Below are 25008 nucleotides of genomic sequence, written 5' to 3' on the forward strand. Positions count from 1 at the left end.
GTCCCACCGGTAAATTGGGACAGCAAACCGTCTCAGAGGACGGCGAGAACCGCGACGAGCAGGCCGAGGCCGACGAATACCCCGCCGCCCGCCCGGCGGAGCCGGACCGACGTGCGCACCTGCTTCCGCTGCTCCTCGAGACTTCCGGTCGCGATCACGAGCGGCGTCTCGTCGGTCCCCCGCAGGACGTACCCGTCAGTAGTCTCGGTCAGTTCGCCCCGGACGACCAGTTCGTCGCCGTCCCGGACGGCGGTGGCCTGATACTTGTCGGGCATGGTGGTCTTTCCGCCGACGCTCACGTTGAACTCGAGGTCGCTGACGACGCCGTCCTCGCCCGCCAGCCCGGTTCGCTCGAGGAAGCGGTTGACCGGGCCGAGCTCGCCGAGATAGGACTCCGTCTCGGGATCGCCGAGGAACAGATTCGGCGAATCGAAGGGATCGTCGTCCGCGTCCGTCGCCAGCGTCGCTGCGTCCACGCGGACGCGATCCCAGCTGTGATCGATGGCGAACTCGCCGATCGCGAGTTCGGACTCGGCGGTCCGCCACCATTTGTCGTTCCGTTGGCGGACCCGCCACGCCCAGAGGGCGGCCGAATCGCTCTCGTTCAGATCGGGGCTGGTCCGCGTCGGCGACGCCGACTCGAGGACGCGAACCGGACCGCTGATCGTCGCTTCGCCGCCCGGTTCGACCCGCTCGTCGCCCGCCGACGCGAGTTCGCTGATCGTTTCGCTTCGATCGTCGAGTTCGCCGGCTCGAGACAGTACGACACCCCCGAACAGGAGAAAGCCCCCCGCGAAGACGAGTGCGACCACTTGGACCATGGCCGAGATACTGTCACCGAGACATAATAACTGCCCGGAAACGGCCGATCACGGCGACGGGCCGTGGTGTGACCGCGCGGACGCCGTCGCCGCGTTCGCGTCGCGGCGTCGCTCCTCGACCGTTCTACAACCGAAAACGGACGGCTTCGAGGGGCTCCAGCCGCGGCTACTCGATATCGATCCGCTTCGAGTCCTCACCCTCCGAAACCTTCGGGAGGTGTACCGTCAGCACGCCGTTCTCGAAGCCGGCCGCGACCCTCTCCTCGTCGACCGGTTCCGGCAGGCGGATCCGGCGACTCGCCGACGTTTCGGTCCGCTCGCGACGGATGTACCGGCCCTCGGCGTGCTCCCCCTCGCCGGTCCGGGTGGCCTCGAGGCGCAGCGTGCCGTCCGAGAGCGTCAACTCGATGTCGTTGGTCTCGTAGCCGGGGAGGTCAGCCGTCACGACGTACTGCTCGTCGGTGTCGGCGACGTCGACCGGCACCGAGCCGGGGACCTGCAGCCCGCCTGCGGTCATGCCCTCTTCGACCTGTCGGCTCACGCGGTCGAGCAGCTCCTCGATATTGTCGAACGGATTGCGTCGCATGCTCGAGCGTAGGGGCCCGAGGGGGATAAATTCTGCCCGCAGTGCGACGACAGAAGCGGCTACTCCGGGAGCGTAACGAGCCCGTCCTCGAGCGCGTCGAGCAAAACGTCGCGCGCGTGGCCGTCGGGATCGACGCCCTCGTAGACCGCCTGTACTTCGCCGTCGGACAGCAAAAACGTCGTCCGGGCAGTCACGCCGCTGTCGCGCAGTTCGACGTCGAACGCGTCGGCGAGCTCGGCGTCGGGATCGGCCAGCAGGTCGAACTCGAGCCCCTCCGAGTCACAGAACGCACGATGGGAGTCGACGTCGTCGATCGAGACGCCGTAGACGTCGACGCCGGCCTCGCGGTAGGTCTCGAGTTCGCGCTGGAACTGGTTGGCTTCGACCGTACAGCCCGGCGTCTCGTCCTTCGGGTAGAAGTAGACGACCGTCGGTTCCTCGAACGCCGTCGAGACCTCCTCGCCGTCCTGATTGCGTGCGGTCACGGTCGGCGCGTCGTCGCCTGCAGCGAGTGGCATACTCGTGGTAGCGCGGGGCGCGAAAAAACAGTTTGCGGTCCCGAGCGGCCGTGAAGTAGTACCGAAAACGGTCAATTCTGCCCGTGTCGGTCGAATTATCTCGCCCGTTCGCCTCTATCGGCCCATGATCGATACCGCACTGCACACCGGTTCGGAGCACCCCGACCTCCTGTGGATCCTCGTCCCCTCGTTCCTGACGTTCGTCGCGGGACTCGGTGTGGCCACCTACGCCGGCCGGATTCGCGAGTGGATCAGTCCCGAACGCAGTACGACCACCGAGTGACCGTCTCCGTCACCCAGTCTCCGCGGCGTTCGTGACGGTCCGTTCGATCGAGTTTCGAGTCGCCGGGAGTCGGTCGACGTTCTCGAATCCCTATTCGACGACGTGTTCGGTGTCGTACGAGCCGAGCCGTCGCACCCAGCCGTTCTCCGCGAGCTCTTCGAGATCCTCGAGCGCTTCCTTCGTCCGCGACTCGTAGAGTCCGGCTTCGAAGTCGACGTGGAAGACGTAGTCGCCCAGTCGCTGGCCGCTCGGTCGGGACTCGACGCGAGTCAGGTTGATATCCCGATCCGCGAACGGCTCGAGCAACTCGAGCAGCAGGCCGGGATAGTTCGCGTTCGGGTAGACTACCAGCGAGGTCTTGCCGCCGCCCGTCGAGCGCTCCGAAGCGGGTGCGATCGCCAAAAAGCGCGTCGCGTTCGAGTCCTGATCCTGAATGTCCTCGGCCAGCACCTCGAGGTCGCCGCCCGCGTTCGCCGGGTGACCGATCCCCGCCATCGTTGGATCGTCGCGAGCAAACTCGACGCCCTGGGCCGTGCTCGCGACGGCCTCGAGCGTGGCGTCGGGGTACTCGCGATCGAGGTAGGTGCGACACTGCGCCAGCGCCTGCGAGTGGCTGGCGACGGTATCGAACTCGGGGCCCTGCGCGAGCAGGGCGTGTCGGATCGGCGTGACGATCTCGCGGACGACGGCGACGTCGTAGTCGGCGATGGCGTCGAGACTCTCCGTCACGGAGCCCTCGATGCTGTTCTCGATGGGAATGACGCCGCGGTCGTATTCGCCCGCGGCGACGGCGTCGACGATCGCCGTGACCGACTGCCGGAAGTCGATCTCGTCGTCGTCGTCGGCGATCGCGCTCGTCGCTCGGTGTGAATAGGTTCCTTCGGGTCCCAGCGTCACTGCAGTCATTACTCGCCGATAGTAGGCTACGGGTCAAAAGACCGTCGGGTTCCGCGGGTCGACGGCGATTCGCCGGCGCTCAGTCGTCGATCGGCGTCCTCGTGGTGGTGCTATCGCCGCTCGAGGCGAGGAAGCCATCGTCGGTCGCCCGTTCGGCGATGCGGGGCTGGAAGACCCACGCGCACAGCAACAGGATGGGGATCATCGTGACCGCGACGACGGAGTAGCCGGTGTGGAGGCTCGGCATCATCGGTGCGGCGTAGACGAGCGGGTAGGCGATTCCGCCGACCGTGCCGACGCCGCCGACGACGCCGGCGACGCTGCCCGAACTGTTCGGAAACATCGCCGGCACCTGCGCGAAGATCGCTCCCTCGGCGAACGCACAGCCCATGCCGACGATGAAGCCGGCCGCGACGGCCAGCAGCACCCGGCCGGTCAGGCCGGCCAGCGTCATCCCGACCATCGCGAGCACGATGAAGCACAGCGAGACGAACGTCCACTGCTCGCGGTAGCGGCCCGTGAAGATCGGGAGGATGTTCTTCTCCTTGCGGGCGAGCAGGTCGCTGACGTAGCCGCCGATCGGCCGAAGCAGGCCGGCGGCGACGGAGAACGTCGCGGCGAACGTGCTAGCGAGCACGAGGTTGTCCGTGTTGAACCCCTCTCGGTAGTACGTCGCCAGCCAGCCGTTCATCGAGAGCTCGAGGCCGAAGCTCATCACGTACGCCAGCGCGAGCACGACCGTTCCGTAGCGGGTGGCGGTGTAGAGCCAATCTTTGAGGTTCGCGGTCGACTTGGTCGCCTCCCGTTTCGCGTCGCTCTTGGCGGCCTCACCGATCGTGTAGTAGACGATCGCCAGCAGGATCGAGAGGATCCCGGTGTAGAAGAAGGCCGCTCGCCAGCTCGTCTCGAAGATCGGGCCGCTCCAGTTTTCGGTGAACACGCGCGGGAGGATGAGCGCACCGCCGGCGGCACCGGCGTTGCCGACGCCGGCGTAGATTCCCTCCGCGGTCCCCAGTTGTTCCTCGTCGAACCACTCGGAGACGTGCTGGATCCCGATGACGAAGGTGATTCCGGCGGTCGCGACGATCAGCCGTTCGACGAAGAAGACGGCGTAGGACTGGGCGAACGCCGACGCGATGGAGAAGACGCCGACGTAGGTCAACACGATGGCGAACACCGTCGGCGCGCCCCAGCGGTCGGAGAGCCAGCCGGTCAGAATGCGGCCGAACGGCGCGAGCCAGATCGCCGCGCTCGCGAGGATTCCGATCTCCGCGAGCGAGAGGCCGAACTCCTCGGCCATCGGCCCCGTGAACGGCGCGAAGGAGAACCAGATCAGGAACGAGAAGTTGAACCCGATCGTCGCTAACACCAGCGTCCGCCACTTGGTCATCGTGATCACGACTGCTCACCCCGACTGAAGACGCGAAAGATACACTTCGGTTCACTCGCTTCTACTGCGTTAGTAGAAACAAACGTTTTATTCACGTCTGATTTTTCACGCTTTCCGGACCATATTTTTCGTATTTTCCCAATGTATCTCAACATGGCTCACTCGAGTTGTTCGGGAACTCCCGTATAAATCCACTTATTAGAATATCACCAACTGTACGGCAGTGATCTAACAAAGATGCGCCGTATTATGCCGTTTAATTTCCAGACAATCGGTCTATTCTGGAGTTATTGTAAAAATATGAAACCCTATTCTCGACGGGTATCATCGTCCGTTCGGTTCTCTCGCCGAACCGGATTCGTCGGTTCACATGGTACGCGACGGCATGCCATTTCCGAGCGATCGACACCGCTCCTGGTCGGCGCTTCACCGGAGAAAACTACCGATCGGACGGCTTACTCGTCGAGGTGCTCGATTCCCTTCTTCGAGACGTTCGCTTCCGTGATCTCGTCGGGCATCCAGTCGGGCTTGTCGTCGGGAGCCGTCTCCTCCCACGCCCAGCCGTCGTAGATGTGTACCTTGTCCGTCCCCTTCTCGCGAAGTTTGAGTTCGACGCGGTCCGCCGCCTCCTCGCTCGAGCCGGGCTCGAGCCGTCTGGCCGCCTTGAGTGCGGCCTGTCGGGGTGTGTTACCCGAGAAGACACTCGACTCGTCGTCGGGTGATTCGCGCAGTGCAAAGTTTCGTTTACCGTCTTCGCGTACCATGATTTTCGCCTCCATGTCAGTCAAGCACACGATCCGACATAAAGATATCCCCCAAAACCGACCGACTGCGCCGGTATCTTTAAGTAAGTAGGGTACACCATTCCACCGCAATATCGACACCCCGGAACCGGTCGCCGTGCCGTCGTCGTTCGCCGGCTGCGCGCGTACCACGGTCGCGCTCGGGGCGTCGAAAACACTTAAGTATATCCTACGGCGAAGTTCGGAATAGAATCCCGCGATGGTACGGAAAAAGAAGCTGAGTCCAAGCGGTGCGAAAGACGACGACGGTAACTACCACAACGTCCACCTCAACCTCCACGAAGACGAACTCGAGGTCGCGGGCATGGATATCGGCGACGAGGTCTTCGTCCGGGTCCGGGACGGCAAGATAATCATCCAGAAAGCCAACGAGGACGACGTCGAACACGAGTTCTAACGAAATTTTGCTCTGCGGTCTATCGCGCTTGCGGCTTCGCCGCAAGCGCGATGTCCCTCGGCAAAATTTCGATCAAAAGCACTCCTCCTTCCTCTCCGTTCGCGCTGCTCACTTCGAGTCAGTCGTCGGCCCGCTCGCTCCCGATGGTCGCTCGCGGTAGAAGACGTTGAACCAACCGCAAACCGGAATGCGCTCGAGAAAACTGCCGTCTCCCTCAGCGTAGCGCCTCGAGGTCGAATTCGAACGCCGAGACAGGTACCTCGAGGTCGTGCTCGACGAGCACCTTCGGATGGACCTCGCCGATCACGCCGACCTCATCGCCGTCGATGACGACCGCCGCGGTTCGACCCGAAATGAAGGTCGGGTGGTCGGTCGGCGGCGTCTCGAGGTCGACGTCGAAGTTGCGAGCGAGGGTCTGCAGCCGCGCCTTGGCGTCCTCGTAGCCCGCGTCGTGGTGGGCGAGGACGGCCCCGACGCGGCGGCCCTCCGCGACGCCCGTATTCTCGCTCTCGTCGACCTCGGCGGCGAAGCCAATTTCGGCGAGGTTTTGTGGGTAGGATCGGTGGGTGTTCCGCTCGAGGACCATCAACAACGAGGGCGTGACCCAGGTCCGGAGCATGGTGAAGTCCTCGCTGTAGGGCTCTTTGATGGTCGCGGGCTCGCCGGCACCGTAGGCGTCGTCACCGGGGGCCACGTCGAGCCGGTCGAAGTTCTCTCCCTCGCTGATCATGTGGAAGTTCAGCAGGTCCTCGAAGCCCAGTCCGACGAGCTGGGTTCTGGCGGCGTTCTCGAGCCGCGAGCGCTCGTGACGCCCGCCGACGGTCCCCGCGTCGGGGTACCGGGGCTCGAGTTCGTTGAAGCCGTAGGCCCGCCCGAGGTCGTCGATGACGTCCAGCGGGTGGAGCACGTCGACGCGGTAGGGCGGGATCGTCACCTCGTAGACCAGCTCGCCGTTTTCGTTTTCTTCTTTTTCCGCCTTGAGACCCGACCGCTCGGCGAGGTCGATCACTTCGTCGGGATCGAGTCCGATCCCGAGGATCGTCTCGATGCGGTCGTGGGCGACCGTCTTCGTCTTCATCGAGAGATCGGGACGCACGAGATCGAGTCCGCCCGACTGCGTCCGGCTCCCGTCCGAGTCCGCGTTCGCGGACTCGCTGTCAGGGTACTCGACGGTGACTTCCTCGAGCGTGGCTCCGCGGGCCGACAGCGCGTAGCAGACGATGTTCAGCATCTTGTCGATCGTCCACTGGTCGGTGCCCGTCATCTCGACGAACAGGTCCCGCGAGTCCGTCGAGACCTCGGTCCGGCGGCCGTTGATCACCGGCGGGAACGAGAACAGCCCGATGCTGTCGTAGATCGCCGGATACCGCTCGTACTCGCTGACCAGATCGGCGTAAGTCTGGCCGGTCTGGTGCTCCTCGAGCACGTCGGCCGGCGTCATCTCCCGATCGGAATCGAGCGGCACGAATCGGTCCTCGTCGGGCTCGACGCCGACGTACTGGATAGTCGGGTTGCCCTCCGTCGCGGCGGTCCCTTTGAGCATCGTCAGGTCGTGAATCCCGATCGCGCCCTTCGCGCGCTTGCGTCCCATCGTCGCGTGGAGCTTCTCCTGGAGCTGGATGATCGAGTCGAGAGCCTCCTCGTCCAGATCGACGTCGCGGACGACTGCGCCCGTGACGTAGGGGCGCTCGTCGGGAACCGACTCGTCGACTTCGATGGTCCACTCCGACGAGTTCGGCGAGGGAACGTGGACGCCCCGCGCGTCGCCGTACTGGTACCGCATCGAGCGGGCGACGCCCTCGACGGACAGCCGATCGAGGCGGTCCGGTGCGAACTCGAGTTCGAACTCGTCGTCCTCCGTGCGGCCCTCGAACTCGAGGCCGAGGCCGAACAGGTCGTCGATCAGGTCGTCGTCGCTCTTCTCATCGTGTCCGGTCAGATCTCGCAGTTCGTCGGGGTCGATATCGACGGTGGGCATCAGTAGGTCACCTCCGTTTCGCGCAGCAGTTCGAGATCACACAGGGTTCCGTGGATGTCCCGGATGTCCTCGAAGCCGTACATCAACATGAGCAGTCGTTCGAGGGCGAGTCCCCAGGCCATCACGTCACACTCGACGCCCAGCGGCTCGAGCATCTCCTCGCGGAAGATCCCCGAGTTACCGATCTCGACGAGTTCGCCGGTCGTCGGGTGGGTGCCGAAGAGCTCGAAGCTCGGCTCCGTGTAGGGGTTGTAGTGGGGCTTGAACTGAACGTCCGTGATCCCGAACTGGGCGTAGAACTCCTCGAAGGTGCCCATCAGGTCGCGCACCGAGAGGTCCTCGGCCATCACCCAGCCCTCGATCTGGAAGAACTCGAGCAAGTGCGTCGGGTCGAGCGTGTCGTTGCGGTACACTTTCTCGACGCTGAAGTACCGTGCGGGCGGCTCGATTTCGCCGACCTCCTGACCCGCCAGATAGCGCGTCGACAGCGAGGTGGTGTGCCCGCGGAGCGCGAGCGCTCGGGCGAAGTCCTCGTCCCACGGCGAGTGATAGCCCTCGCCGTCCGGGCCGACGCCCTCCCGGTGAGCGCGCTCGACGCGGTCGACGAGGTCCGCCGGTAGCTCGTCGATGTGGGTCGGCCGCTCCAAGGCGAACCGATCCCAGTGCGTGCGCGCGGGATGATCCTGGGGCATGAACAGGCAGTCGTTGATCCAGAAGTCCGCGTCGACGTGGGGCCCGTCCATCTCCTGGAACCCCATCCCGACGAGGGTGTCTTTGACGCGCTCGGCGGTCTGGCGCAGGATGTGGACCTTGCCGCCGTCGAAGCGCTCGGCGTCTGCCTCGACGTTGTACTCGGAGAACTCGACGTCCTCCCACTCGCCGCTCGTCAGGAGCTCCGGGGTGACCTGGCCGACCGTCTCGCTCGTCTCGATGCCCGCCATCAGCTCCGTGACGGCGCGCTCAGTCAGCGTGACTTCGCGGACCGTCGACTCGCGGCGCTCGAGCAGACCGCGGCGCTCGAGCCCCTCGAGCGTCTCCGCGTCTACGTCGACGCCGTCGACCGGCGCGTCGTCGGCGTCGGCGAGCGCCTCGAGCGCGTTCGCCTCCGCATCGGCGTCCGGATCCGCGTCGGGGTCGGCGGTGATCTCGCCGCTATCGATCGCGCCGTACCCCTTGCGCGCGTAGTTCGAGAGCGCGATGTCGACCGCGCCGCCCTCGAGCCCCGACGCGCCGATGACCTGCCCCATCGAGACGGGATCGGCGTCGGCTCCGGCCTCGAGTGCGGCCTCGTAGAGCCGGACCTCGGGAAGCCCGTCGGTGACGTACTCGCGCCCCTCGTCGGTCGGCGCGACCGTTTCGTCGACGCGCTCGCTGACGGCGACCAGTCCCTCGTCCTCGAGTTCGAAGACGGCCCCGGTGACGGTTTCGGGGGGGAGGTCGGTCGCCGCGGCGAGGGCGTCGACGGACGTTGCCTCGTCCGCGTTCGCGGCCTCGAGGACCGCGACCTGTTGTGCTGGAAGTTGCATTCGCTTGTTCGTATGCCTGCGTGTCGGTCAGTTAGCGGTTCCGGTATGCCCGGGCGTCGGGGCCGGGGGGCGGAGAGCGGTCGGTTTCGCCGCGAGCGCTCGGTGTGAGCGCTCGCGGATCCACCGATCCGGCGTTACCGGGCGAAGAAGAAACCGAATCCCGACCGCTCGTACGCTGACTGTCCGCCGACACCGGCCGTCCGGGATTCGGGTGCCATAGGTCTCGTCTCTCGACGATGCGCGAAAAAACTTGCGCCCGGCGCGGCTCTCGTCGTGACGGGAGGGGATCGCTCCTCCGAGCCGTACTCGTCGCGGGTCGCGATCGACCGCCGATCCGCGTTTCCGGACGGTAATCAAATTCGGCAGCATCCCACACTTACATCGTCTAGTACTGCCGATATATTTAGTACGGGACGGCCGGTAGGCGGCCGCTCTCGAACACTATTGAAACTATGAGACGAACCAATCAGACGCTCTCAGACGCAGGTAGCACGGCGGCCGCGCTACTCAGCACGTTGCTCGCTCGGCTTCCCTCGAGGTCGGAACGGGCCTGGAACGCACTGGTGTACAGTTCGGCGTATCTGTCGCTGATCGCGATGGCCGAGGTGGTCATCGTCTCGACCCTCCTCTCGCTGCCGCCGAGTCCGGCGGCGGTCGTCGTGGGGCTGGTCGTCTTCGCCGTCTACACCAACGACCGCCTCGCGGACGTCGACACTGACGTGATGTCGAACCCCGGACAGGCGGCGTTCGTCAGACGACATCGAGACATCCTCTACGTGCTGGCGTCGATCGCGTACGGGCTCGCGGTCGCCCTCTCCGTACTCGGCGGCCCGATCGCACTCGCGGTCGCCTTGCTCCCGGGCGCGCTCTGGGTGTGCTACGCCACGAACTGGATTCCCGGAAGCGGGAACGTCGGGCGCGTCCAGCGGCTGAAAGACGTCTTCCTCGTCAACACGATCGTCGTCGCGCTCGCGTGGGCCGCGACCCTCACCTTCCTTCCGCTCGCGTTCGCCGGGGAATCGATCACGATTCCGACGCTCGTCGTCTTCTCGTACTTCTTCCTTCGGGTGGTTACGAACACGGAGATCCCGAACGTCCGCGACGTCGACGGCGACCGGGCGATCGGCGTCCGGACGATTCCGGTCGTCTTCGGCGTCACTCGGACGCGCTGGATCCTCTCCGCGATCGACTGCAGTACGGCCGCACTCGTGGTGCTCGCAGTCTCCCTCGAGGTCCTCTCTCCCGCACACGGGCTCGCGCTCCTCGCCGGTATCGCCTACTCGCTCCCCGTCACGTCGCTGATCGGCCGGGTCGAGAACGAGCGACTGCTGGCGAAGGTCGCGGAGTGCGAGTACCTCGTGGTTTTCGCCGTTCTCGCGCTTGTCGTCTCGCTTCCCTAACAACTACACGCTTTCATTTTCTTTCGCGAAGGGACGGTTTCCCCAGCACGTTTAATACCGAACAGCGACATCTCCTCCGTATCTGTGTTCTCTCTTACTGTTTTGTCGGCGATATTACTCGCAACCATTGCGATCGGAACGGCGGCGGCGCTCCTCGCCTGGCGGGAACGACCCGAGCCCGGCGCGGTGCCACTCGTCATCCTGCTCGCCGGACAGTGCTGGTGGTCGGCGCTCTTGCTCTTCGACATCGAGGCGTCGACGCTCGGCGCGAAACTCTTCTGGGCGGATCTCAGATGGATCGGCGTCGTCGCCATTCCGGTCGGCTGGCTGCTCTTCTCGCTGGAGTACACCGGTCGGGATCGGTACATTCAGCCGCGCTACGTCGCGCTCCTCTCGATCGTGCCGGTGCTCACCGTCGTCTTTTCACTGACTGACACCGGCTTGCTCTATACGGACTCGAGGCTGGTTCGCGAGGACGGTATGCTGTTGCTCAGCCGGACTCCCGGTCCCTGGTTCTGGATTATCACCGCCTACACGTACCTGCTGGGGCTGCTCGGTTCCGTTCCGCTCCTGGAACTGATCCGAGACGACTCGCTGCCGTTCAGGGGCCAAAGCGCCGCGCTTCTCATCGGTATCCTGGCCCCGTGGGCGAGTAACGTTCTCTTTCTCGTGGGTGCCATCCCGGTCACGGGCCTCGACCCCACACCGGTCGCGTTTTCGATCTCCGGCGTCGCCTGTCTCGGCGCGCTCACGCGCTTCCAGCTCCTGGGAAAGAGCCCGTCACCGAACCCGCGCGCGCGCCGACTGCTCTTCGAGCGGATGCCGGACGGTGCCATCGTCACCGACAGCCACGACTACGTCGTCGAAATCAACGACGCCGGCGCGGACGTCCTGGGAACCGAACCCAGTCGCGTGCTCGGCAGGCCGCTTCAGGAGATCGCTCCCGACGACTCGCTGCTCCCGACGAACGGATCGGTCGCGGTGCAACGCTCGTTCCAGAGCCCGCACGACGGCCGGCTGTACGACGTGACTGCGACCGCCATCACCGACATCCACGATCGGACGATCGGCCACGTCATCACGTTTCACGATATCAGCGAACACGCCCGACAGCAACAGCGCCACGAAGTCCTGAACCGCGTCTTCCGGCACAACATCCGGACGGAAACGAACGTCATCAGCAGCTACGCCGAGTTACTCGCTGACGGAGACGGTCAGGGCGCTGCCGACGAAATCACGGCGAGCGCGCAACGAATCGAAGAGTTGGGCGTCAAAGCCCGCGAAATCGTCGACGTCTTCGAACGAGGGCGGGACTCGATCGAGGCCGTCCCGCTCGAGTCGCTCCTCGCGGACGGAATCGCGACCGTCCGCGACGAGTATCCGACCGCTCGCATCGAGTGTGAGTCGGACCTGGAGGAGATATACGTCGCGAGCGTCCTCGAGCCGGTGTTCGTCAACCTCATCGAAAACGGTATCGAGCACAACGCGGGTCCGAACCCGTCCGTTCGAGTCGCGGTCGAATCGGACGGCGATCGGGTACGGATCCGTATCGCAGATAACGGATCCGGAATCGACGACTACGAACGGTCGATCCTGGAGCGCGGAACGGAAACCCCGCTGGAACACGGCAGCGGTCTCGGGCTCTGGTTAGCCAAGTGGGGCGCCGAAATCGCCGGCGGTGTGGTGACGTTCGAGACGGACGATCTGACCGGTTCGATCGTTACCGTCGACGTTCCGGTGTTATCTCCGCCCACCTCCCCTCGAGCCGAATCGGATAGAACCCCGTCGTAACGGCCGACGCACTATTGATTCGAGAGCCGCGTCGTCTCGAGCGAGCCGGGATCGACCCACTCGAATCCGGCCCGCTCGGTCGTCGACGTCGTCTCGGGGACGTCGACGGGCGCACAGCCGTCGGCGAACTCGATGCGGGTCTCCTCGGACTCGACCGCAGGGAGCTCCGGAAGGAACTCGTCGTCCTCGAGCAACCCCCGAACGGAGACGTTCCCGCCCGCGTCGAGCGCCACACCGAGCGCCTGATAGCGGTCGTCCTCGGATCGGGGCTCGAGTTCCGTCCCGAACGAGTCGTTGTCGATGCGCGCCGTTTCGCTGGTCCCGGAGAGCGTTCCGAACTCGTCCGCGTTCGTCGCGTCCTCGTCGCTACTCGTCGTACTCCCTCCGTCGTCGAACGCGGTCGCCTCCACCTCGCAGTTCTCTGATCGTCCGTCGTCAGCTTCCCGTCCCGAGTTCGCGGGAGTTCCCCGGAGTTCGAAGCCGTCGATCTCGCTCGAGGGGGGCGACGTAGTCGATCGTTCCGCTGCTTCCCTCGACGGGTGTGGGGGTAGCGCATCGCTCGAGACCCGCTCGGAGGCAGCCCCCGAGTTCGACTCCGATCGCGCGGACGGCTCGGCTTCGTCGATGAGCGATTCGACAACCGCGGTCGAATCGCTCGAGCGGTCGGTGCCCCGCTCGAGCGCCCACCGCGGCCACGGACCGTCGCCGTCGGCACCGAGACCGTCGCCGTCGAGTCCGGTCGCGTCGTCGGCCGCCACGGCGGGAACGTACGCCTCGAGTCCGTGGGGCGGACAGAGCGGTCGATCGACGGCTTCGATTCGCCGGCCGTAGCGACCGCGGAGCCGCTCGAGCGCATCCGTTTCGACCAGTGCGGCCCGCCAGCGGTCGACGCCCGTCGAGAGGAGGACGAACCGCGCGCCGGTCCCCGCGAGGACGGCGTCGTTGATCGTCCAGAGGACGGCGGGGAGGTTGTCGGTCCCCAGCGGCGTTTCGGGGTAGGTGACCGACGTCTCGCGGCGGCGGCCACGGGGATCGGTGGCGGTGAGTGTCAGTCCGTTCTGCGTGTGCGTGATCGTGACCGACCAGCGGATCGACTCGAAGACCGCGGCGAGTTCGCGCTCGAGATCGGTCTCCGAGTACCGGGCCGAGCAGGCCAGCCCGCGGTCGCTCCGCGTGATCGTCCGACGAAGCACCGTCCGCCGGTCGACGCCCGTGGAGAGCGCGTCGGCCAGCGCCGTCTCGAGGCTGTCGCCACCGGCCGAACCCGGTCGGAGATCCGCCGGCGTGACGCCGAACGCGCCGAGCACGTCGGCGGGAACCAACGGGTCATCGTTCGACTCACTGAGGGACCGGGCCATCGATATCTCCCGGTTCCACAACCGGCCCTATATATCTTCGTCAGACGCTGAAAACGCATCGCCGCTCGCGCCCGAAAAAACATCAGCTCGATCACCCGATCGCCAGCGACCGGCACCACCGTCCGGTGAATCGTCGCTCAGCGACGCCGCGGCGACTCGAGTTCGATGTCGGCCGCCTCGAGCAGGTCCGCGACCTCCTCGCGTTTCTCCTGGTGTTCCGCGAGGAACTCCCGCATGAGTTGGGCGGCCTGCTCCTTGCAGTCGCCACAGAGGCGCTCGCCGCCGACGCACTCGTCGTAGACGCGCTTGGCGAACTCGTCGTCGTCGCCGGCCAGCAGATACGCGTAGAGCTCGTAGACGGGACACTCGTCGGCGCGGCCGCCCTTTTCGCGCTGTTCTTCGGCCGTCTCGCGGCCGCCGGTCGTCGCCGCTTTCACCTTGTCGTAGCCGTCCTCGGGATCGTCCAGCAACGAGATGTGACTCGCCGGGATCGAGGAGGACATCTTCCCGCCGGTTAGCCCGGTCATGAATCGGTGATAGATCGACGAGGGCGGCTGGAAGCCGTAGCCGCCATTGTCGACCTCGACCTGTCGGGCGAGTTCCTCGGCCTCGGCGCGGTCGATCTCGAAGGCGTCGACGTGACTCTCGTAGACTCGCTTCTCGCCGTCGAGGGCGTCGATCAGCGCCTCGAAGGCGTCGTCGGTCGCCCGTCGATCGAAAAACCGGGTCCGCGGTCGGATCGGTTCCATGCCCGCCTCAGTCAGTTTCGTCAGGACCGAGCTCAGCGTCTCCGCGCTCGCGTCGACCTCCGAGAGCGGCGTCTCCTCGAGCGTTTCGGCGACGTGGACGCACCGAAGCGTGTCGTCGTCGAAGTCGGCGGGGGCTAAGTCCTCGTAGAACTCGGCGACCAGTTCGCGCTCCTCGTCCGCGAGTTCGAAGCTGGCGTACGCCTCGCTGACCTTGAAAAAGCGCATCCGCTCGGCGAGGTCGCGAGCCAGCCGGACGTGGGGGTCCTGGTCCGGGCCAACGGGGATCACGGTCGGCTTGGGCTCCTCGAGTTGCGGGTAGAGGATGTCGGCCATCTGGGTGACGACCGACTGCATGTGCGAGACGTCTGTCTCGCCGTCGAAGCCGTAGATCGCCTGAAACTCCGAGAAGTTAGCCTCCGCGCCGAGATCGAAGGCGAGGTCCTGTACCTCGCGGTTGGTCGACTGCCGGTAGAGTTCGCCCTCCTCCGGGTCGAAGCCGAGTGCGAGCAGCGAGAGCAGATAATTGCGAGCGTGTTCGTCGATCTCCTCCCAGCTCATCCCGCGGGCGGAGTTGGCCTCGAGATCGGCGATCAGGCCGTAGGCGTCGGCCCCCTGTTCCTGATGCCAGATGATCTCGTCGAAGACCAGTTTGTGGCCGATGTGGGGGTCCCCGGTGGGCATGAATCCCGAGAGGACGGCCGCGGGCTCGTCGTTTTGTAGCGCCTCCGCGACCGGTCGATAGTCGCGGTGGCCGAAGATGACGCCGCGGCGCATCAGGTAGTGCGGGTTGGGCACCTGGTCGAGCAACTCGTCGAACTCCTCGATGCCGAACTCCTCGAAGAGCTTCCGGTAGTCGGAGACGCTCGAGGATCCCCAGGGGTCCAGCGCGACGTCATCCGCACCTGCGGCTCCACCGTCGGAGCGGAGCTCCGACGAGGATCGCGATCCAGGGGATCGCTCACCCCCGTCTGTCAGCGGTTCCCCGCTCGTCGGTTCCCCTGACTCGGACTCCTCGAGTGGATCGTCTCCGGTCATTACGTACGTTTTGGCTCGGCAGCGCGCAAAAACCTTCGGCTTCGCCGTCGCCGAAATCTTCGGTCGACGGGAGTAAAGAGGGTGCGCGCCGAACGTCGATCGACGATGCACGTTCAGGTATTCGGGCGTCAGCGGGAGATCGACGACTCACGGATCGACGCGGACCCGGGAGCGATCCGCGAACAGGTACGGGAGTACGAGGCCGGCGAGCGGGGGGCGTTCGACCTCGAGATCGAGTTTCCCGACGGGTTCACTGGCAGCGTTATGCGGGCGATGACGGCGATTCCGGCCGGCGAAACGCGAACGTACGGCGAGATCGCGGACGACCTCGAGAGCGCGCCGATCGCGGTCGGGCAGGCCTGCGGTCGCAATCCGCTTCCCGTGATCGTCCCCTGCCATCGGATCGTCGGCGTGGACTCGCTCGTGGGCTACGGCGGCGGACTCGAGTTGAAACGGGAGTTGCTCGAGCACGAGGGGGCGGCGCTTCCGGGCGAGTCGTAGGCGTTCGCCGCTCACCGTTGCCGTGTCAACGGGCGAGACCCGCCGCGCGGCTGAACTGTTATGGTCCACCCGCCCGACGGGTCGACTATGCCCGACTTCCCTATCCTCACGGACGGCGACGTCTACTCGCAGTTCGAGTACGCGCAGGTCGTCGACGCCATGCGCGACGCGTTCGCCGAACGCGCTGCGGGAACGCTCGAGGCCCCGCCGCGCTGGGGCGTCGACGCCGGCGAGGGCGAGTTGGTGTTCACCGCCGGCTCCGCGACCGGGCCGGCGAACGCGACCGGATTCAGGGTCTACGAAACGCACCCCGAGTCCGGCGACGGACACACGGAACTGGTGGCCGTCTTCGACGCGACCACCGGCGCGTTCGCGGGCCTGTTCGTCGGGTTCGCGCTCGGCGGGCTCCGGACCGGCGGCATCGGCGGCGTCGCGATCGACCGCCTCGCCCGCGAGGACAGCGAGACGCTCGGAATTCTCGGCTCGGGGTTTCAGGCTCGAGCGCAGGTCGGCGCGGCGTGTGCGGCCCGCGACTTCGCCGAGGTACTGGTCTATAGCCCGACCGCTGAAAGCCGCGAGTCGTTCGCCGAGACCGCCGACGGCGAGGTCGAGCCGCCCGTCCGCGCGGTCGACGATCCCGAACCGGTCGTCCGCGACGCGGACGCGCTCGTCTGTGCGACGAACAGCGAGGAGCCGGTCTTCGACCCCGACTGGCTCGAGCCCGGCACCCACGTCACGACGATCGGGCCGCGATTCCGAGACGCCCACGAACTCCCGCTCGAGGTGGTCGACCGCGCCGACGCCATCGCGACCGATTCGCTCCCGCAGGTCGACGCCTACGACAGGCCGTACGTCGCGTCGGGCGGCGACCGCGAGCGACTGGTCGAACTCGCCGACGTGCTCGAAGACCCCGATCTCGGCCGTCGGCGCGCGGCCGACATCACGCTGTTCTGTTCGGTCGGGCTCGCGGGAACGGAGGTCGTGCTCGGCAAGGCGTTCCTCGAGCGGTTCGCGTAAAAGGAGGTCCCGTTACTACGGAGTCAGCCGCTCGAGCGACCACCACTCGATTCCACCGTCCGCGTCTCCACCGGCATCGTCGCCGACCAGCGCGAACACCATCGTCTTCCGGACTCCGTGGGCGAGCCGAACGTCCAGCGCCAGATCTCGAGGCTCGAAGACGTACGCCGCGGGATGGACGCGAACCAGTAGTTCGGAGTGACCGAGGTTCTCGACGGACTCCACGTCCGCGTAGGTCCGGAAGTCGGCACCGAACTTGTACCCCGTCTTGGGGACCACGCCGCGTTCGCGCAACTCGGTGTAGACGGTCAGCCGTCGATCGAACCGCTCGCCTTCGACCTCGCGACCCCGCTCGCGGACCGCGTCGCCCTCGAGCGCGAGCGCCCCCCGCTCGGCCAGGTAGGTCGCCTCGAGCAGGGAACACTGCAGCGTCGGCTCGTCGTACTCCCGTCCCTCGAGGGGCTGGCCGTAGAACGTCTTCTCGTAGAGGGACAGCGGCGGCTCCCAGACGACGACCCGATCGGCGAGCAGGTCGGCCTCGCAGTCCTCGGGAAGCGCGGTATCGGCACCCGACGTGCCGGTCGGATCCCGCCGTCCCACCTCGAAGTAGGTAATTTCGCTCTCCTCGTCGACGACCGCCAGCACGCCTTCTCGGAGTTCGGCGGCCGGAATGTCGGTTCGCTCGCCGATGATCCGCAGCGCGTAGGCGATCTCGCCGTCTCGAGGCCCCTTCCCCCGCGGAAAGACCGCGAAATCCGCCTCGCCGGTCGGCGGGTTCGGAACCCACGGCTCCGCGGCCGGCGAGAGGTAGAAGCCCCGCGATCGCAGGTCGGCGTAGACCAGAAATCGGACCCCGAAATCCTCGCCGGGCTCGCGGGCTACGAACTCCCGAAACCCGAGGCGCTCGCCGCTGTCGGCGTCGACGACCGCCTCGAGGTCCCCCCGATACAGGAGGTGGGCCGCCTCGACCGGCGCGAGGGCGATCTCGTTGCCCTCGAGCGGATAGCCGTAGCCCCGCGAGTCGTGATAGCGCTGGCGCGCGTCGCCGCCCACGCGGACGACGCCGTCGTCGAACCGCCCCTCGAGTGCCATGGCCGGGGTTTTGCGGGCCGTGACTAAGTGGCTGCGGATCGATTCCCATTCGAAGGTGCTGGGATGGACACTGCTGGACGTGCAGACGCGAGAACCGTGGGCGGGTTCAGGACCGTCTCCGCTACAAACACCTCGAAAGCCCCTTCCAGCCTCGACTCCCTGGACTTGCTGCGCGCCTCGCTCGCTTCGCTCGCTGCGGTGCTTGCGTCGTCCGGGTTCGTCGAGGCCGGAAGCCCCTTTCAGTCCCACCCACCGCAGCGGCGGCTGGTCGGGTGGCTATAGCCCGGTGGTCGTCTCGATTTCGATCGATCGTCAGTCGTCAGCGGCGGATTCGGCCTCGAGCGCCCCCTCGAGCCCCCGATCACAGGTCGCATCGAGACAGCGGGTGCCGCTGGCGGTCTCGAAGGTCGGCAGCCCGCAGTTGCAGTCGCCTTCGAGGACGCCGGCGGGGACGGCGAAGCCGGTGTCGCAGTCCGGATAGTGCTCGCAGCCGGCGATGAGGCCGCCGCGCCGGAGGATTCGGAGGTCACCGTCGCAGTCGGGCTCGGGACACGCCCATTCGCGGTCGAAGGCCTGTTTGACCGCCGCGTCGAGGGACTCACAGCCTCTGTCGAGGCAGACGTTGAACGCCAGGCCGCGCTCGACGCGCATCTTGGGGAGACCACACTCGCAGTCGCACTGCTCGTCGCGAATCGTCGCATCTGCGGGCACGCCGTAGCGGTCGCCGCAGCCGACGCAGTGGACCCCGCTCGAGCGCACGAGTGCGCCGTCGCAGTCGGGACACGTCCCGACGGGCGTTCCGGCCGCCGAGGCCGGGTAGTGGGCGAAGCCGTCCTGATCGTGGGTGGCGATCCGCAGCGTCTGGGTGTCCTTTTTCGCGACGAGGGTGAAGCCGCCGGTGCGATCGCTCGAGACGCTGTCGGCGCGGGTCAGCCACGCGACGGGCTGGTAGCCGTCGGTGTCGTGGACGAGGATGGTGTTGTCGGGTTTGACGATCGTCGTCACCCGGCCGCGGTACTCCTGTCGGTCGTCGTCTTCGGCGATAACGGTGCAGTCGCCCGCGAGGACGCGGATCGCGTCGTCGATCATGGGCCGTCTGGCCGCGGGTTCGTACTTAAAGTCGCGGACGAACGGCTGCCGCGTCTCGGCCCGATCGGGATCGGGCGACCGACACACTCGTTGGCTCACTCGAGACAGACGTACGTTCGCGTCGTCCCGACCCCCTCGAGCGGTCGCACGGTGTCGGTGATCGTCTCGAGAATATCGTGCGGCTCGTCGCCCGCTAACTCGACCATGACGTCGAAATCGCCGGCGATGACGTGTGCGTCGATCACCCCCTCTGCATCGCGCAGGGCCTGACACACATCCTCGGCGGTCCCGGTCGCGGTGTCGATCATCGCGTACGCGTCGACCATCTCACCGAGCTACGGAACCGAGCGGCAAAAAACGGACGTGCAAACCCCCGCCGAGTAACGGGTGTACACCTCCCACCCCGGTCACGCTTCGCTCGACTCCGCTGCAGTCACGTCGTCGCCGCTGACGCCCGCTTCGTCGGTTCGGTTTTCGCCGCCGACGTCGATCGGACTGCCGGAGTCGCGGTCGGGACCGAGCGATCGTTCACCGTCGTCCCCGGCGATCGAGCGAGCGATTTCCGCGGTCTCGGGTCCCCCGAGGTCGCCGGCGCGGTCTCGGAGCGTTCGGATCGAGTCGACGTCGATCCCGCGCTCGGTGAGCACCGCTTGGGGGAGTCCGGCCGCGGTCGTCTCGGCCGTCGCCGCCTGTCGCTCGAGGGTCCGCATCCTGACGACGATCGTCGCGACTTCCGCGCGATAGCGCCCCTCGCTGATGTCGCCGGCCTCGCGGGACTCGTTCCGTTCCTCGAGTCTGTTCTCGAGTTCGGTGAGGCGCGCTTCCGTCTCGTCGAACTGCGCGGCGACGACGGCCGCTTTCGACTCGTTGGTCTCCGCGTTCGCGATTCGGACGCCGAAGGCCCGCTCCGAAACGTCACCTTCGATTTCGGCGTTTTGGACGCCGACGGCGGCGGTGAACTGTTCACCGGGTTTGATCGACTCGTTTCCCGCCTCTGAGTCACTCGTCGCCTGTCCGCTCGCGCTCGAGGAGACGCTCGCCGCAGCGAGGGGAACCGCTATCGCGGCGACGACGAGTACCGCTGCCAGCGTGATCGATGTGGTTCGATTCATTGGTGCTCGTTGTCTTTCCGTGATGATAGACACTCGAGTCGATGACTTGGGTTCATCGACGGTTTCCGCCATTCAACGCCGTTTTCGATCCGTTTCCGTCCGGCGATTTCTCTCATTTGGATTCGTCACCGTCGGTATTCGTCGTGATCGGATCGTCCGCGTCGGGGAGCGAGAGCACGTTCTCGCGACCGAGGCGGAACGATTCGAGTTTCCCCGCATCGCGGAGCGCGCTGACTACTTTACTGGTCTTCGCGTCGGTCCAGTCGAGTTCTTCGACGACCGCCTGCTGTTTCATCCGGCCGCCGTTCTCTTCGACGAGCCGGAGGACCTGTTCTTCGTTGGTGAGCAGCGGCGGATCCGGCGCTGCGGTCGCACTCGAGCCCGCCGATCCGTCGGCCGTCGACGCCGACACCGATGCCGTTGCGGATCCCGAATCGGGTCCGGGTGTGCGCTCCGGATCGCTACCGGGGCCGGGAGCCCCGTCTCCGTCGGTCGTTTGCCCCGCCTCGGACGTGCGGTTGCGGTACCACCACAGACCGCCAGCGCCGAGACCGGCCACGACGATCACGATTCCCGCGATCATCGTCGTGCCGGGCCCGGTCCCGCCGCCAGCGCTGGTAACGACGACCCGCGGTTCGCCGGAGATAAAGTCCGTTTCGCCGCCCCGCCAGATCACCGCGTTCTCGCGTTCGTCGTCCGGATCGGGCGCGATCGACGCTCGCTCGTAGCCGTCTGGCCACTCGAGCAGCAATCGGGTCCCGTCGTCGAGATAGATTCCCTCGACGGCGTCGCCGGCGCGGATCTCGTCGCCCTCGACGGCGGCGAACCCGTCCCAGCGGAACGCGTATTCGACGACACCGTACTCGCGTGCGAGCGACTGTCGCGCGGTACTCACGCTGAACTCGTCTGCGGCCATCTCGCGGCCCGTCGCGTTGCTCGCCGTCGAAACCGTCTCGTTCATCCGATCGGCGAACGACTGCGTGTGGTTTTCGGGATCGTCCCGAATGTCCGCTCGCAGCGACTCGAACGCCTCCGTGCTCTCGTTGTCGTCGAGGCGGATCCAGAACTCGAGCGTCCACTCGGCGGTCCCGTCGGGCTCGAGTGCGACGTCCATTCGAACTTCGTCCGCGTCGATCTGGTCTTGCTGGAGCGTAAACGGACTCGGCTGGGGCTGGCCGGCGTTCGTGGTTCCGGTGGCGGCGCCGATCGCCCCCGTTCCGCCGAGAAGTACCGCGACGACCACGACCGTCAAGCCGACGCGACAGTTCATACGAGTCGGTACTTGCCACATCGCTTAAAACATGCGAAAATCGTGGAATCGGGCGCAACCGGACTCTCTCGGCGCTACAATCCGGATTCCATGCGAACGAGAGAGTAAAATATCACTACCGTAGTCACTGACCGTCACTGCACACCTGATCGAATAGGGGCGATCCGGCGGTGTTACGTCGATTAGCTGGCACTACGCGCCGGGAACGCCGAACGCTCCGACACCGAGGCCCAAGACGGCGTTGAGTACCAGGAGGATGACGAGCGCGGCGAGCCAGGCGATGAGCCCGATAGCCGCGGCCGTTCCCCAGCCGCCGGGATACCGCCAGTTGATCACCCAGACCCAGGCGATCAGTGCCAGTATCGGGCCCAGAAGCGGTATCCACGACGTGAGCGCCCACGCGATCGCTCCGAGGAGGGCCGTGACGATCGCGTGTGAATAGTCCTCGACATCGACGATGAGTCGCGCGCTGACGTAGATCGCCAACCCGCCGATGAGCAGTGCGACGACGAAGGCGACGAGCGATCCGATTACGGAGACCATGAGAAACACTTCGCCGTCCAGCCGATTATATCAATCCCTTTCAACACCACCGCAGGCGCGTCGACGGTGGTTAGACCGTCAGCACGGACGCTGACCGTCTCATCTGAAGCGACTACTGTAGCGTGAATACTGCTATCGTGGTCGATGTCGATACTACTACAGTCGTCTCTGATCCCGGCGCAGGAGGTTCGATGGAGGAACCGTCAGCGGGATGAGTTCGGTGGAAGAAAGCGTCAGCAGGGGAGGACAGCGTCAGCGGGAACGCGATTCAGGCACCCGGTACGCCGAGTGCCGAGACCGAACCGATACCGACCAACTCGAGGGCCGCGAGGACGACGACGGCCGCCGCCCAGGCGGCGATACCGGTCGCGCCGGATCCGATCCAGCCGAGCCGGTAGCGCCACTTGACGACCGCGATCCAGGCGACGATCGCCAACAGTCCGCCGAGCAGCGGTATCGGCTCGAGGAACGCCCAGGCCAGCGCGCCGAGCAGCGCCGTCACCACCGCGTGGCCGTACTCTCGAGCGTCAGCGACGACGCGGGCGGCGACGTGGAGGGCCAGACCGCCGACCAGCAGGCTCACGGTGAACGTCAGCAGCCGGTCCTCGAGACCGGTCGCCATCGGCGAAGCCGGTGCGGGCATGGAGAGTCAGTTACGCGTCAGCCCGTTCGTCGCTATCGGACGACTCGTTCTGTTCGTCATCGTCGTTCTGTTCGTCATCGTCGGTCTGCTCGTCGTCGCCACTCTCTGACTCGTCGTCGGCGTCGTCAGCCTCGCCGCTCTCGTCGACGGCTTCGCTTTCGTCGTCAGCGTCGTCGTCATCCGGCGTCACCGCGCTGACCGCGTCGCCGAGCGTGCCCTCGAGGTCACCGCTCAGGAACGACGAGATTCGGTCGTGAATTTGGGAGACGTGATCGGGAACCTGATCGGGAAGGTCGACGTTCGGCCCCTGTCCGTTGCGGTCGTCAGCACTACTGCTGGCAGCGGCTCCGTTCTCGCTTCGGTTCTGATCGTCGTCGGCTCGCTGTTGGTCGGCTGCGTGTTCGTCTGCGTGTCGGTCGTCAGTACTGTCCGCGTTCGCGTCCACGGACACGGGTCCGTTTCCGGGTGCCGCGGCGGCGAATCCGGTTACCGCGATCAGTGCAGCGAGCGCAACTGCGATGAGCGTTGTTCGGTTCATAGCTTGCATCCGACTCTCGGTGGTCCGGGACACTTGAAGGGGGTCCCTCGTAAACTCGCTTTTCGAGTGTTTGAAGCCGCTTGACGCACGATTTCGCCGGTTTGTGTCCCGTTCAACGCGGATCGAACGGCACCGATCGGTGACGACCGGCCGATCCGAACGCGACGGTGTGTCCGCCGGACCGAGGCGGTGGGCCCGCACTGGTCGGACGGCTCGACTCGAGAGAGGCGTAACAGGTTTGCCCCACGCTGACGACCGACGAATATGGTCGACCTGACCGCCGAAATCGTCCTGTTCGACGGCTTCGACGAACTCGACGCGATCGGTCCCTACGAAGTCCTCGAGAACGGAGCCCAGGCCGGCGCGGCGCTCGAGACACGGCTGGTCACGCTGTCGGAAACGGATCGCGTGACGGCGAGTCACGGCCTCCGCGTCGAGCCGGACGGGACGATCGGCCGACCGGATCTCCTGCTCGTCCCCGGCGGCGGATGGACGACCGAAGGCAGCGGTGTCCGTGCCGCCGTCGACGACGGGAGCCTGCCCGCGGCGGTCGCCGAGCGCGCCACCGCCGGCGCGACCGTCGCATCGGTCTGTACCGGCGCGATGGTGTTAGCCGAAGCGGGCCTGCTCGAGGGCCGGCCCGCGACCACCCATCGGGTCGCGATCGATGACCTCGAGGCCGCCGCCGGGGAGGTGGTCGACGCGCGCGTCGTGGACGACGGCGACGTGCTCACCGCCGGCGGCGTGACCGCGGGGATCGATCTGGCGCTGTGGCTCCTCGAGCGCGAGTTCGGCGCGGCGATCGCCGCGACGGTCGAAACGGAGATGGAACACGAACGTCGCGGCGAAGTCGTCGACTATCGTTGCCGCTGAACGTCACTGCACACCTGATCGCACGACAGCTGTGCGATCAGCGTGTAAATCGTTTCAGCGGCTACTGTAGCGCGCTCCCGTCTCGAGCGCGCTGACCGAGTGAAGCGATCCCGAAACCGGGAGTTCCCGGCCGCTTGTTGGGGTGGGAGTGCGGCGAAAACGCGCGAACGTCTCGCGGGGTCGAGCGACCGGCCACCGAGTCGACGTATTCAGTAGACTCAAGGGAACATGACCGTTCTATAAGACAAGGACATCCAATGAAGATATCCGATCAACTTCTCTGTCTGTTTTCCGGACGAGTAGAGGAGCGAGACGAATCGTACGTCGTCGAGGTACCCAAACGAGAACTGGAACTCGGCGATGTCGACGAGGGACGGGCGTACCGAGTCGCCGTCTTGTCTTCCTCGTCGGGCTCGAACGAGGGGGCCCAGCAGGAACCCGACGCGGAGACGGAACGAGACGCAGTGGCGACGACGGAGCAGCGATCGTCCCAAACGCACGGCTCACTGGAACCGCCCGTCGAAGCGGGCGAAACCCGGACGGTGGAGATCGAGGACGTCGGCGATCAGGGAGACGGCATCACGCGCGTCGAACGCGGATTCGTCGTCATCGTTTCCGGGACGGACAAGGGAGAACGGGTGCGGATCGAAATTACCCAGGTGCAAGAAAACGTCGCGTTCGCCGACGTGGTAGAACGACTGGATTACTACGAGTAACGTTCCGCGCGTCGACCACTGATCCGTCACGGAGGATCGAGTGATCGGTTCCCGAGTCATCCACTATGCACTCGCGGAGAGC

At 65.9% G+C, this 25008-nt stretch carries 26 protein-coding genes; 8 read left to right on the forward strand and 18 right to left on the reverse strand.

Going from position 1 to position 25008, the window contains the following annotated elements; all coding sequences use genetic code 11:
- Positions 1–32 precede the first annotated feature (32 nt).
- From AC0QDI_RS14075 to AC0QDI_RS14085, 3 genes are all read right to left on the reverse strand, one after another.
- A complete protein-coding gene (locus AC0QDI_RS14075; protein WP_474669159.1) occupies positions 33–821 on the reverse strand; it encodes a hypothetical protein in 789 nt (262 codons plus the stop codon).
- A gap of 166 nt (positions 822–987) precedes the next feature.
- Positions 988–1407, reverse strand: a complete 420-nt coding sequence (locus tag AC0QDI_RS14080; protein WP_474669161.1) for an Hsp20/alpha crystallin family protein — start codon at positions 1405–1407, stop codon at positions 988–990.
- Between the two features lie 59 nt (positions 1408–1466).
- The gene (locus AC0QDI_RS14085) at positions 1467–1925 is read right to left on the reverse strand and encodes a peroxiredoxin (RefSeq protein ID WP_474669162.1); all 459 of its coding nucleotides are present in this window, start codon (positions 1923–1925) and stop codon (positions 1467–1469) included.
- 124 nt (positions 1926–2049) lie between these two features.
- Between AC0QDI_RS14085 and AC0QDI_RS14090 the strand changes: the two genes are divergently transcribed.
- On the forward strand, positions 2050–2208 hold the full coding sequence (locus AC0QDI_RS14090) for a hypothetical protein (RefSeq protein ID WP_474669164.1): 159 nt from the start codon (positions 2050–2052) through the stop codon (positions 2206–2208).
- Positions 2209–2298: 90 nt separating this feature from the next.
- On the opposite strand, the gene pheA is transcribed toward AC0QDI_RS14090, so the two are convergent.
- From pheA to AC0QDI_RS14105, 3 genes are all read right to left on the reverse strand, one after another.
- Positions 2299–3114, reverse strand: coding sequence for a prephenate dehydratase (pheA, locus tag AC0QDI_RS14095; RefSeq protein WP_474669166.1), 816 nt, complete (start codon positions 3112–3114; stop codon positions 2299–2301).
- Between the two features lie 70 nt (positions 3115–3184).
- Complete coding sequence (locus AC0QDI_RS14100; protein ID WP_474669168.1) at positions 3185–4495, reverse strand: MFS transporter; 1311 nt, start codon at positions 4493–4495, stop codon at positions 3185–3187.
- A 455-nt stretch (positions 4496–4950) separates the two neighbouring features.
- Positions 4951–5259 (reverse strand): non-histone chromosomal MC1 family protein, encoded by a 309-nt coding sequence (locus AC0QDI_RS14105; protein ID WP_098727332.1) that lies wholly within the window; start codon positions 5257–5259, stop codon positions 4951–4953.
- 238 nt (positions 5260–5497) lie between these two features.
- Here AC0QDI_RS14105 and AC0QDI_RS14110 point away from each other — a divergent pair, with 238 nt between their 5' ends.
- A complete protein-coding gene (locus tag AC0QDI_RS14110; RefSeq protein WP_098725211.1) occupies positions 5498–5695 on the forward strand; it encodes a SymE family type I addiction module toxin in 198 nt (65 codons plus the stop codon).
- A 214-nt stretch (positions 5696–5909) separates the two neighbouring features.
- On the opposite strand, the gene pheT is transcribed toward AC0QDI_RS14110, so the two are convergent.
- Positions 5910–7673 (reverse strand): phenylalanine--tRNA ligase subunit beta, encoded by a 1764-nt coding sequence (gene pheT / locus AC0QDI_RS14115; protein WP_474669170.1) that lies wholly within the window; start codon positions 7671–7673, stop codon positions 5910–5912.
- On the reverse strand, positions 7673–9199 hold the full coding sequence (gene pheS / locus AC0QDI_RS14120) for a phenylalanine--tRNA ligase subunit alpha (RefSeq protein ID WP_474669172.1): 1527 nt from the start codon (positions 9197–9199) through the stop codon (positions 7673–7675). The genes pheT and pheS overlap by 1 nt, the downstream gene beginning before the upstream one ends.
- 452 nt (positions 9200–9651) lie before the next feature.
- On the opposite strand from pheS, the gene AC0QDI_RS14125 reads away from it, so the two are divergent.
- Positions 9652–10599 carry a UbiA family prenyltransferase gene (locus AC0QDI_RS14125; protein WP_474669173.1) on the forward strand — a complete coding sequence of 316 codons (948 nt, stop codon included), beginning with the start codon at positions 9652–9654 and terminating at the stop codon, positions 10597–10599.
- Positions 10600–10683: 84 nt separating this feature from the next.
- Complete coding sequence (locus tag AC0QDI_RS14130; protein WP_474669175.1) at positions 10684–12390, forward strand: histidine kinase N-terminal 7TM domain-containing protein; 1707 nt, start codon at positions 10684–10686, stop codon at positions 12388–12390.
- Positions 12391–12401: 11 nt separating this feature from the next.
- Here the strand turns inward: AC0QDI_RS14130 and AC0QDI_RS14135 are convergent, their stop codons facing one another.
- Together AC0QDI_RS14135 and AC0QDI_RS14140 are read right to left on the reverse strand one after the other, a co-directional pair.
- Positions 12402–13748: a hypothetical protein gene (locus tag AC0QDI_RS14135; protein ID WP_474669176.1), complete on the reverse strand. Its 1347-nt coding sequence runs from the start codon at positions 13746–13748 to the stop codon at positions 12402–12404.
- A 137-nt stretch (positions 13749–13885) separates the two neighbouring features.
- Positions 13886–15532, reverse strand: a complete 1647-nt coding sequence (locus AC0QDI_RS14140; RefSeq protein WP_474669178.1) for a tryptophan--tRNA ligase — start codon at positions 15530–15532, stop codon at positions 13886–13888.
- 105 nt (positions 15533–15637) lie between these two features.
- Here AC0QDI_RS14140 and AC0QDI_RS14145 point away from each other — a divergent pair, with 105 nt between their 5' ends.
- On the forward strand, positions 15638–16033 hold the full coding sequence (locus AC0QDI_RS14145; protein WP_474669180.1) for a methylated-DNA--[protein]-cysteine S-methyltransferase: 396 nt from the start codon (positions 15638–15640) through the stop codon (positions 16031–16033).
- 87 nt (positions 16034–16120) lie between these two features.
- Positions 16121–17050 (forward strand): ornithine cyclodeaminase family protein, encoded by a 930-nt coding sequence (locus tag AC0QDI_RS14150; RefSeq protein ID WP_474669182.1) that lies wholly within the window; start codon positions 16121–16123, stop codon positions 17048–17050.
- Positions 17051–17065: 15 nt separating this feature from the next.
- Here the strand turns inward: AC0QDI_RS14150 and endA are convergent, their stop codons facing one another.
- From endA to AC0QDI_RS14190, 8 genes are all read right to left on the reverse strand, one after another.
- A complete protein-coding gene (endA, locus tag AC0QDI_RS14155) occupies positions 17066–18142 on the reverse strand; it encodes a tRNA-intron lyase (RefSeq protein WP_474669184.1) in 1077 nt (358 codons plus the stop codon).
- Positions 18143–18454: 312 nt separating this feature from the next.
- Entirely contained in the window at positions 18455–19231 is a 777-nt protein-coding gene (locus AC0QDI_RS14160; protein ID WP_474669186.1) for a DUF91 domain-containing protein, read from the reverse strand.
- Between the two features lie 95 nt (positions 19232–19326).
- The gene (locus AC0QDI_RS14165; protein ID WP_474669188.1) at positions 19327–19557 is read right to left on the reverse strand and encodes an Lrp/AsnC ligand binding domain-containing protein; all 231 of its coding nucleotides are present in this window, start codon (positions 19555–19557) and stop codon (positions 19327–19329) included.
- An 81-nt stretch (positions 19558–19638) separates the two neighbouring features.
- Positions 19639–20343 (reverse strand): hypothetical protein, encoded by a 705-nt coding sequence (locus tag AC0QDI_RS14170; protein ID WP_474669190.1) that lies wholly within the window; start codon positions 20341–20343, stop codon positions 19639–19641.
- Between the two features lie 112 nt (positions 20344–20455).
- Positions 20456–21613, reverse strand: coding sequence for a DUF7345 domain-containing protein (locus AC0QDI_RS14175; RefSeq protein WP_474669192.1), 1158 nt, complete (start codon positions 21611–21613; stop codon positions 20456–20458).
- Between the two features lie 192 nt (positions 21614–21805).
- Positions 21806–22156, reverse strand: a complete 351-nt coding sequence (locus AC0QDI_RS14180) for a hypothetical protein (protein WP_474669194.1) — start codon at positions 22154–22156, stop codon at positions 21806–21808.
- 268 nt (positions 22157–22424) lie between these two features.
- On the reverse strand, positions 22425–22799 hold the full coding sequence (locus tag AC0QDI_RS14185) for a hypothetical protein (RefSeq protein WP_474669196.1): 375 nt from the start codon (positions 22797–22799) through the stop codon (positions 22425–22427).
- Positions 22800–22809: 10 nt separating this feature from the next.
- Positions 22810–23337: a hypothetical protein gene (locus AC0QDI_RS14190; RefSeq protein WP_474669198.1), complete on the reverse strand. Its 528-nt coding sequence runs from the start codon at positions 23335–23337 to the stop codon at positions 22810–22812.
- Positions 23338–23601: 264 nt separating this feature from the next.
- On the opposite strand from AC0QDI_RS14190, the gene AC0QDI_RS14195 reads away from it, so the two are divergent.
- Both AC0QDI_RS14195 and AC0QDI_RS14200 read left to right on the forward strand, forming a co-directional pair.
- Positions 23602–24210, forward strand: a complete 609-nt coding sequence (locus AC0QDI_RS14195; protein ID WP_474669200.1) for a DJ-1/PfpI family protein — start codon at positions 23602–23604, stop codon at positions 24208–24210.
- A 257-nt stretch (positions 24211–24467) separates the two neighbouring features.
- Positions 24468–24926, forward strand: a complete 459-nt coding sequence (locus AC0QDI_RS14200) for a TRAM domain-containing protein (RefSeq protein WP_474669201.1) — start codon at positions 24468–24470, stop codon at positions 24924–24926.
- Positions 24927–25008 lie beyond the last annotated feature (82 nt).

The organism is Natrinema sp. LJW11 (assembly GCF_056135975.1).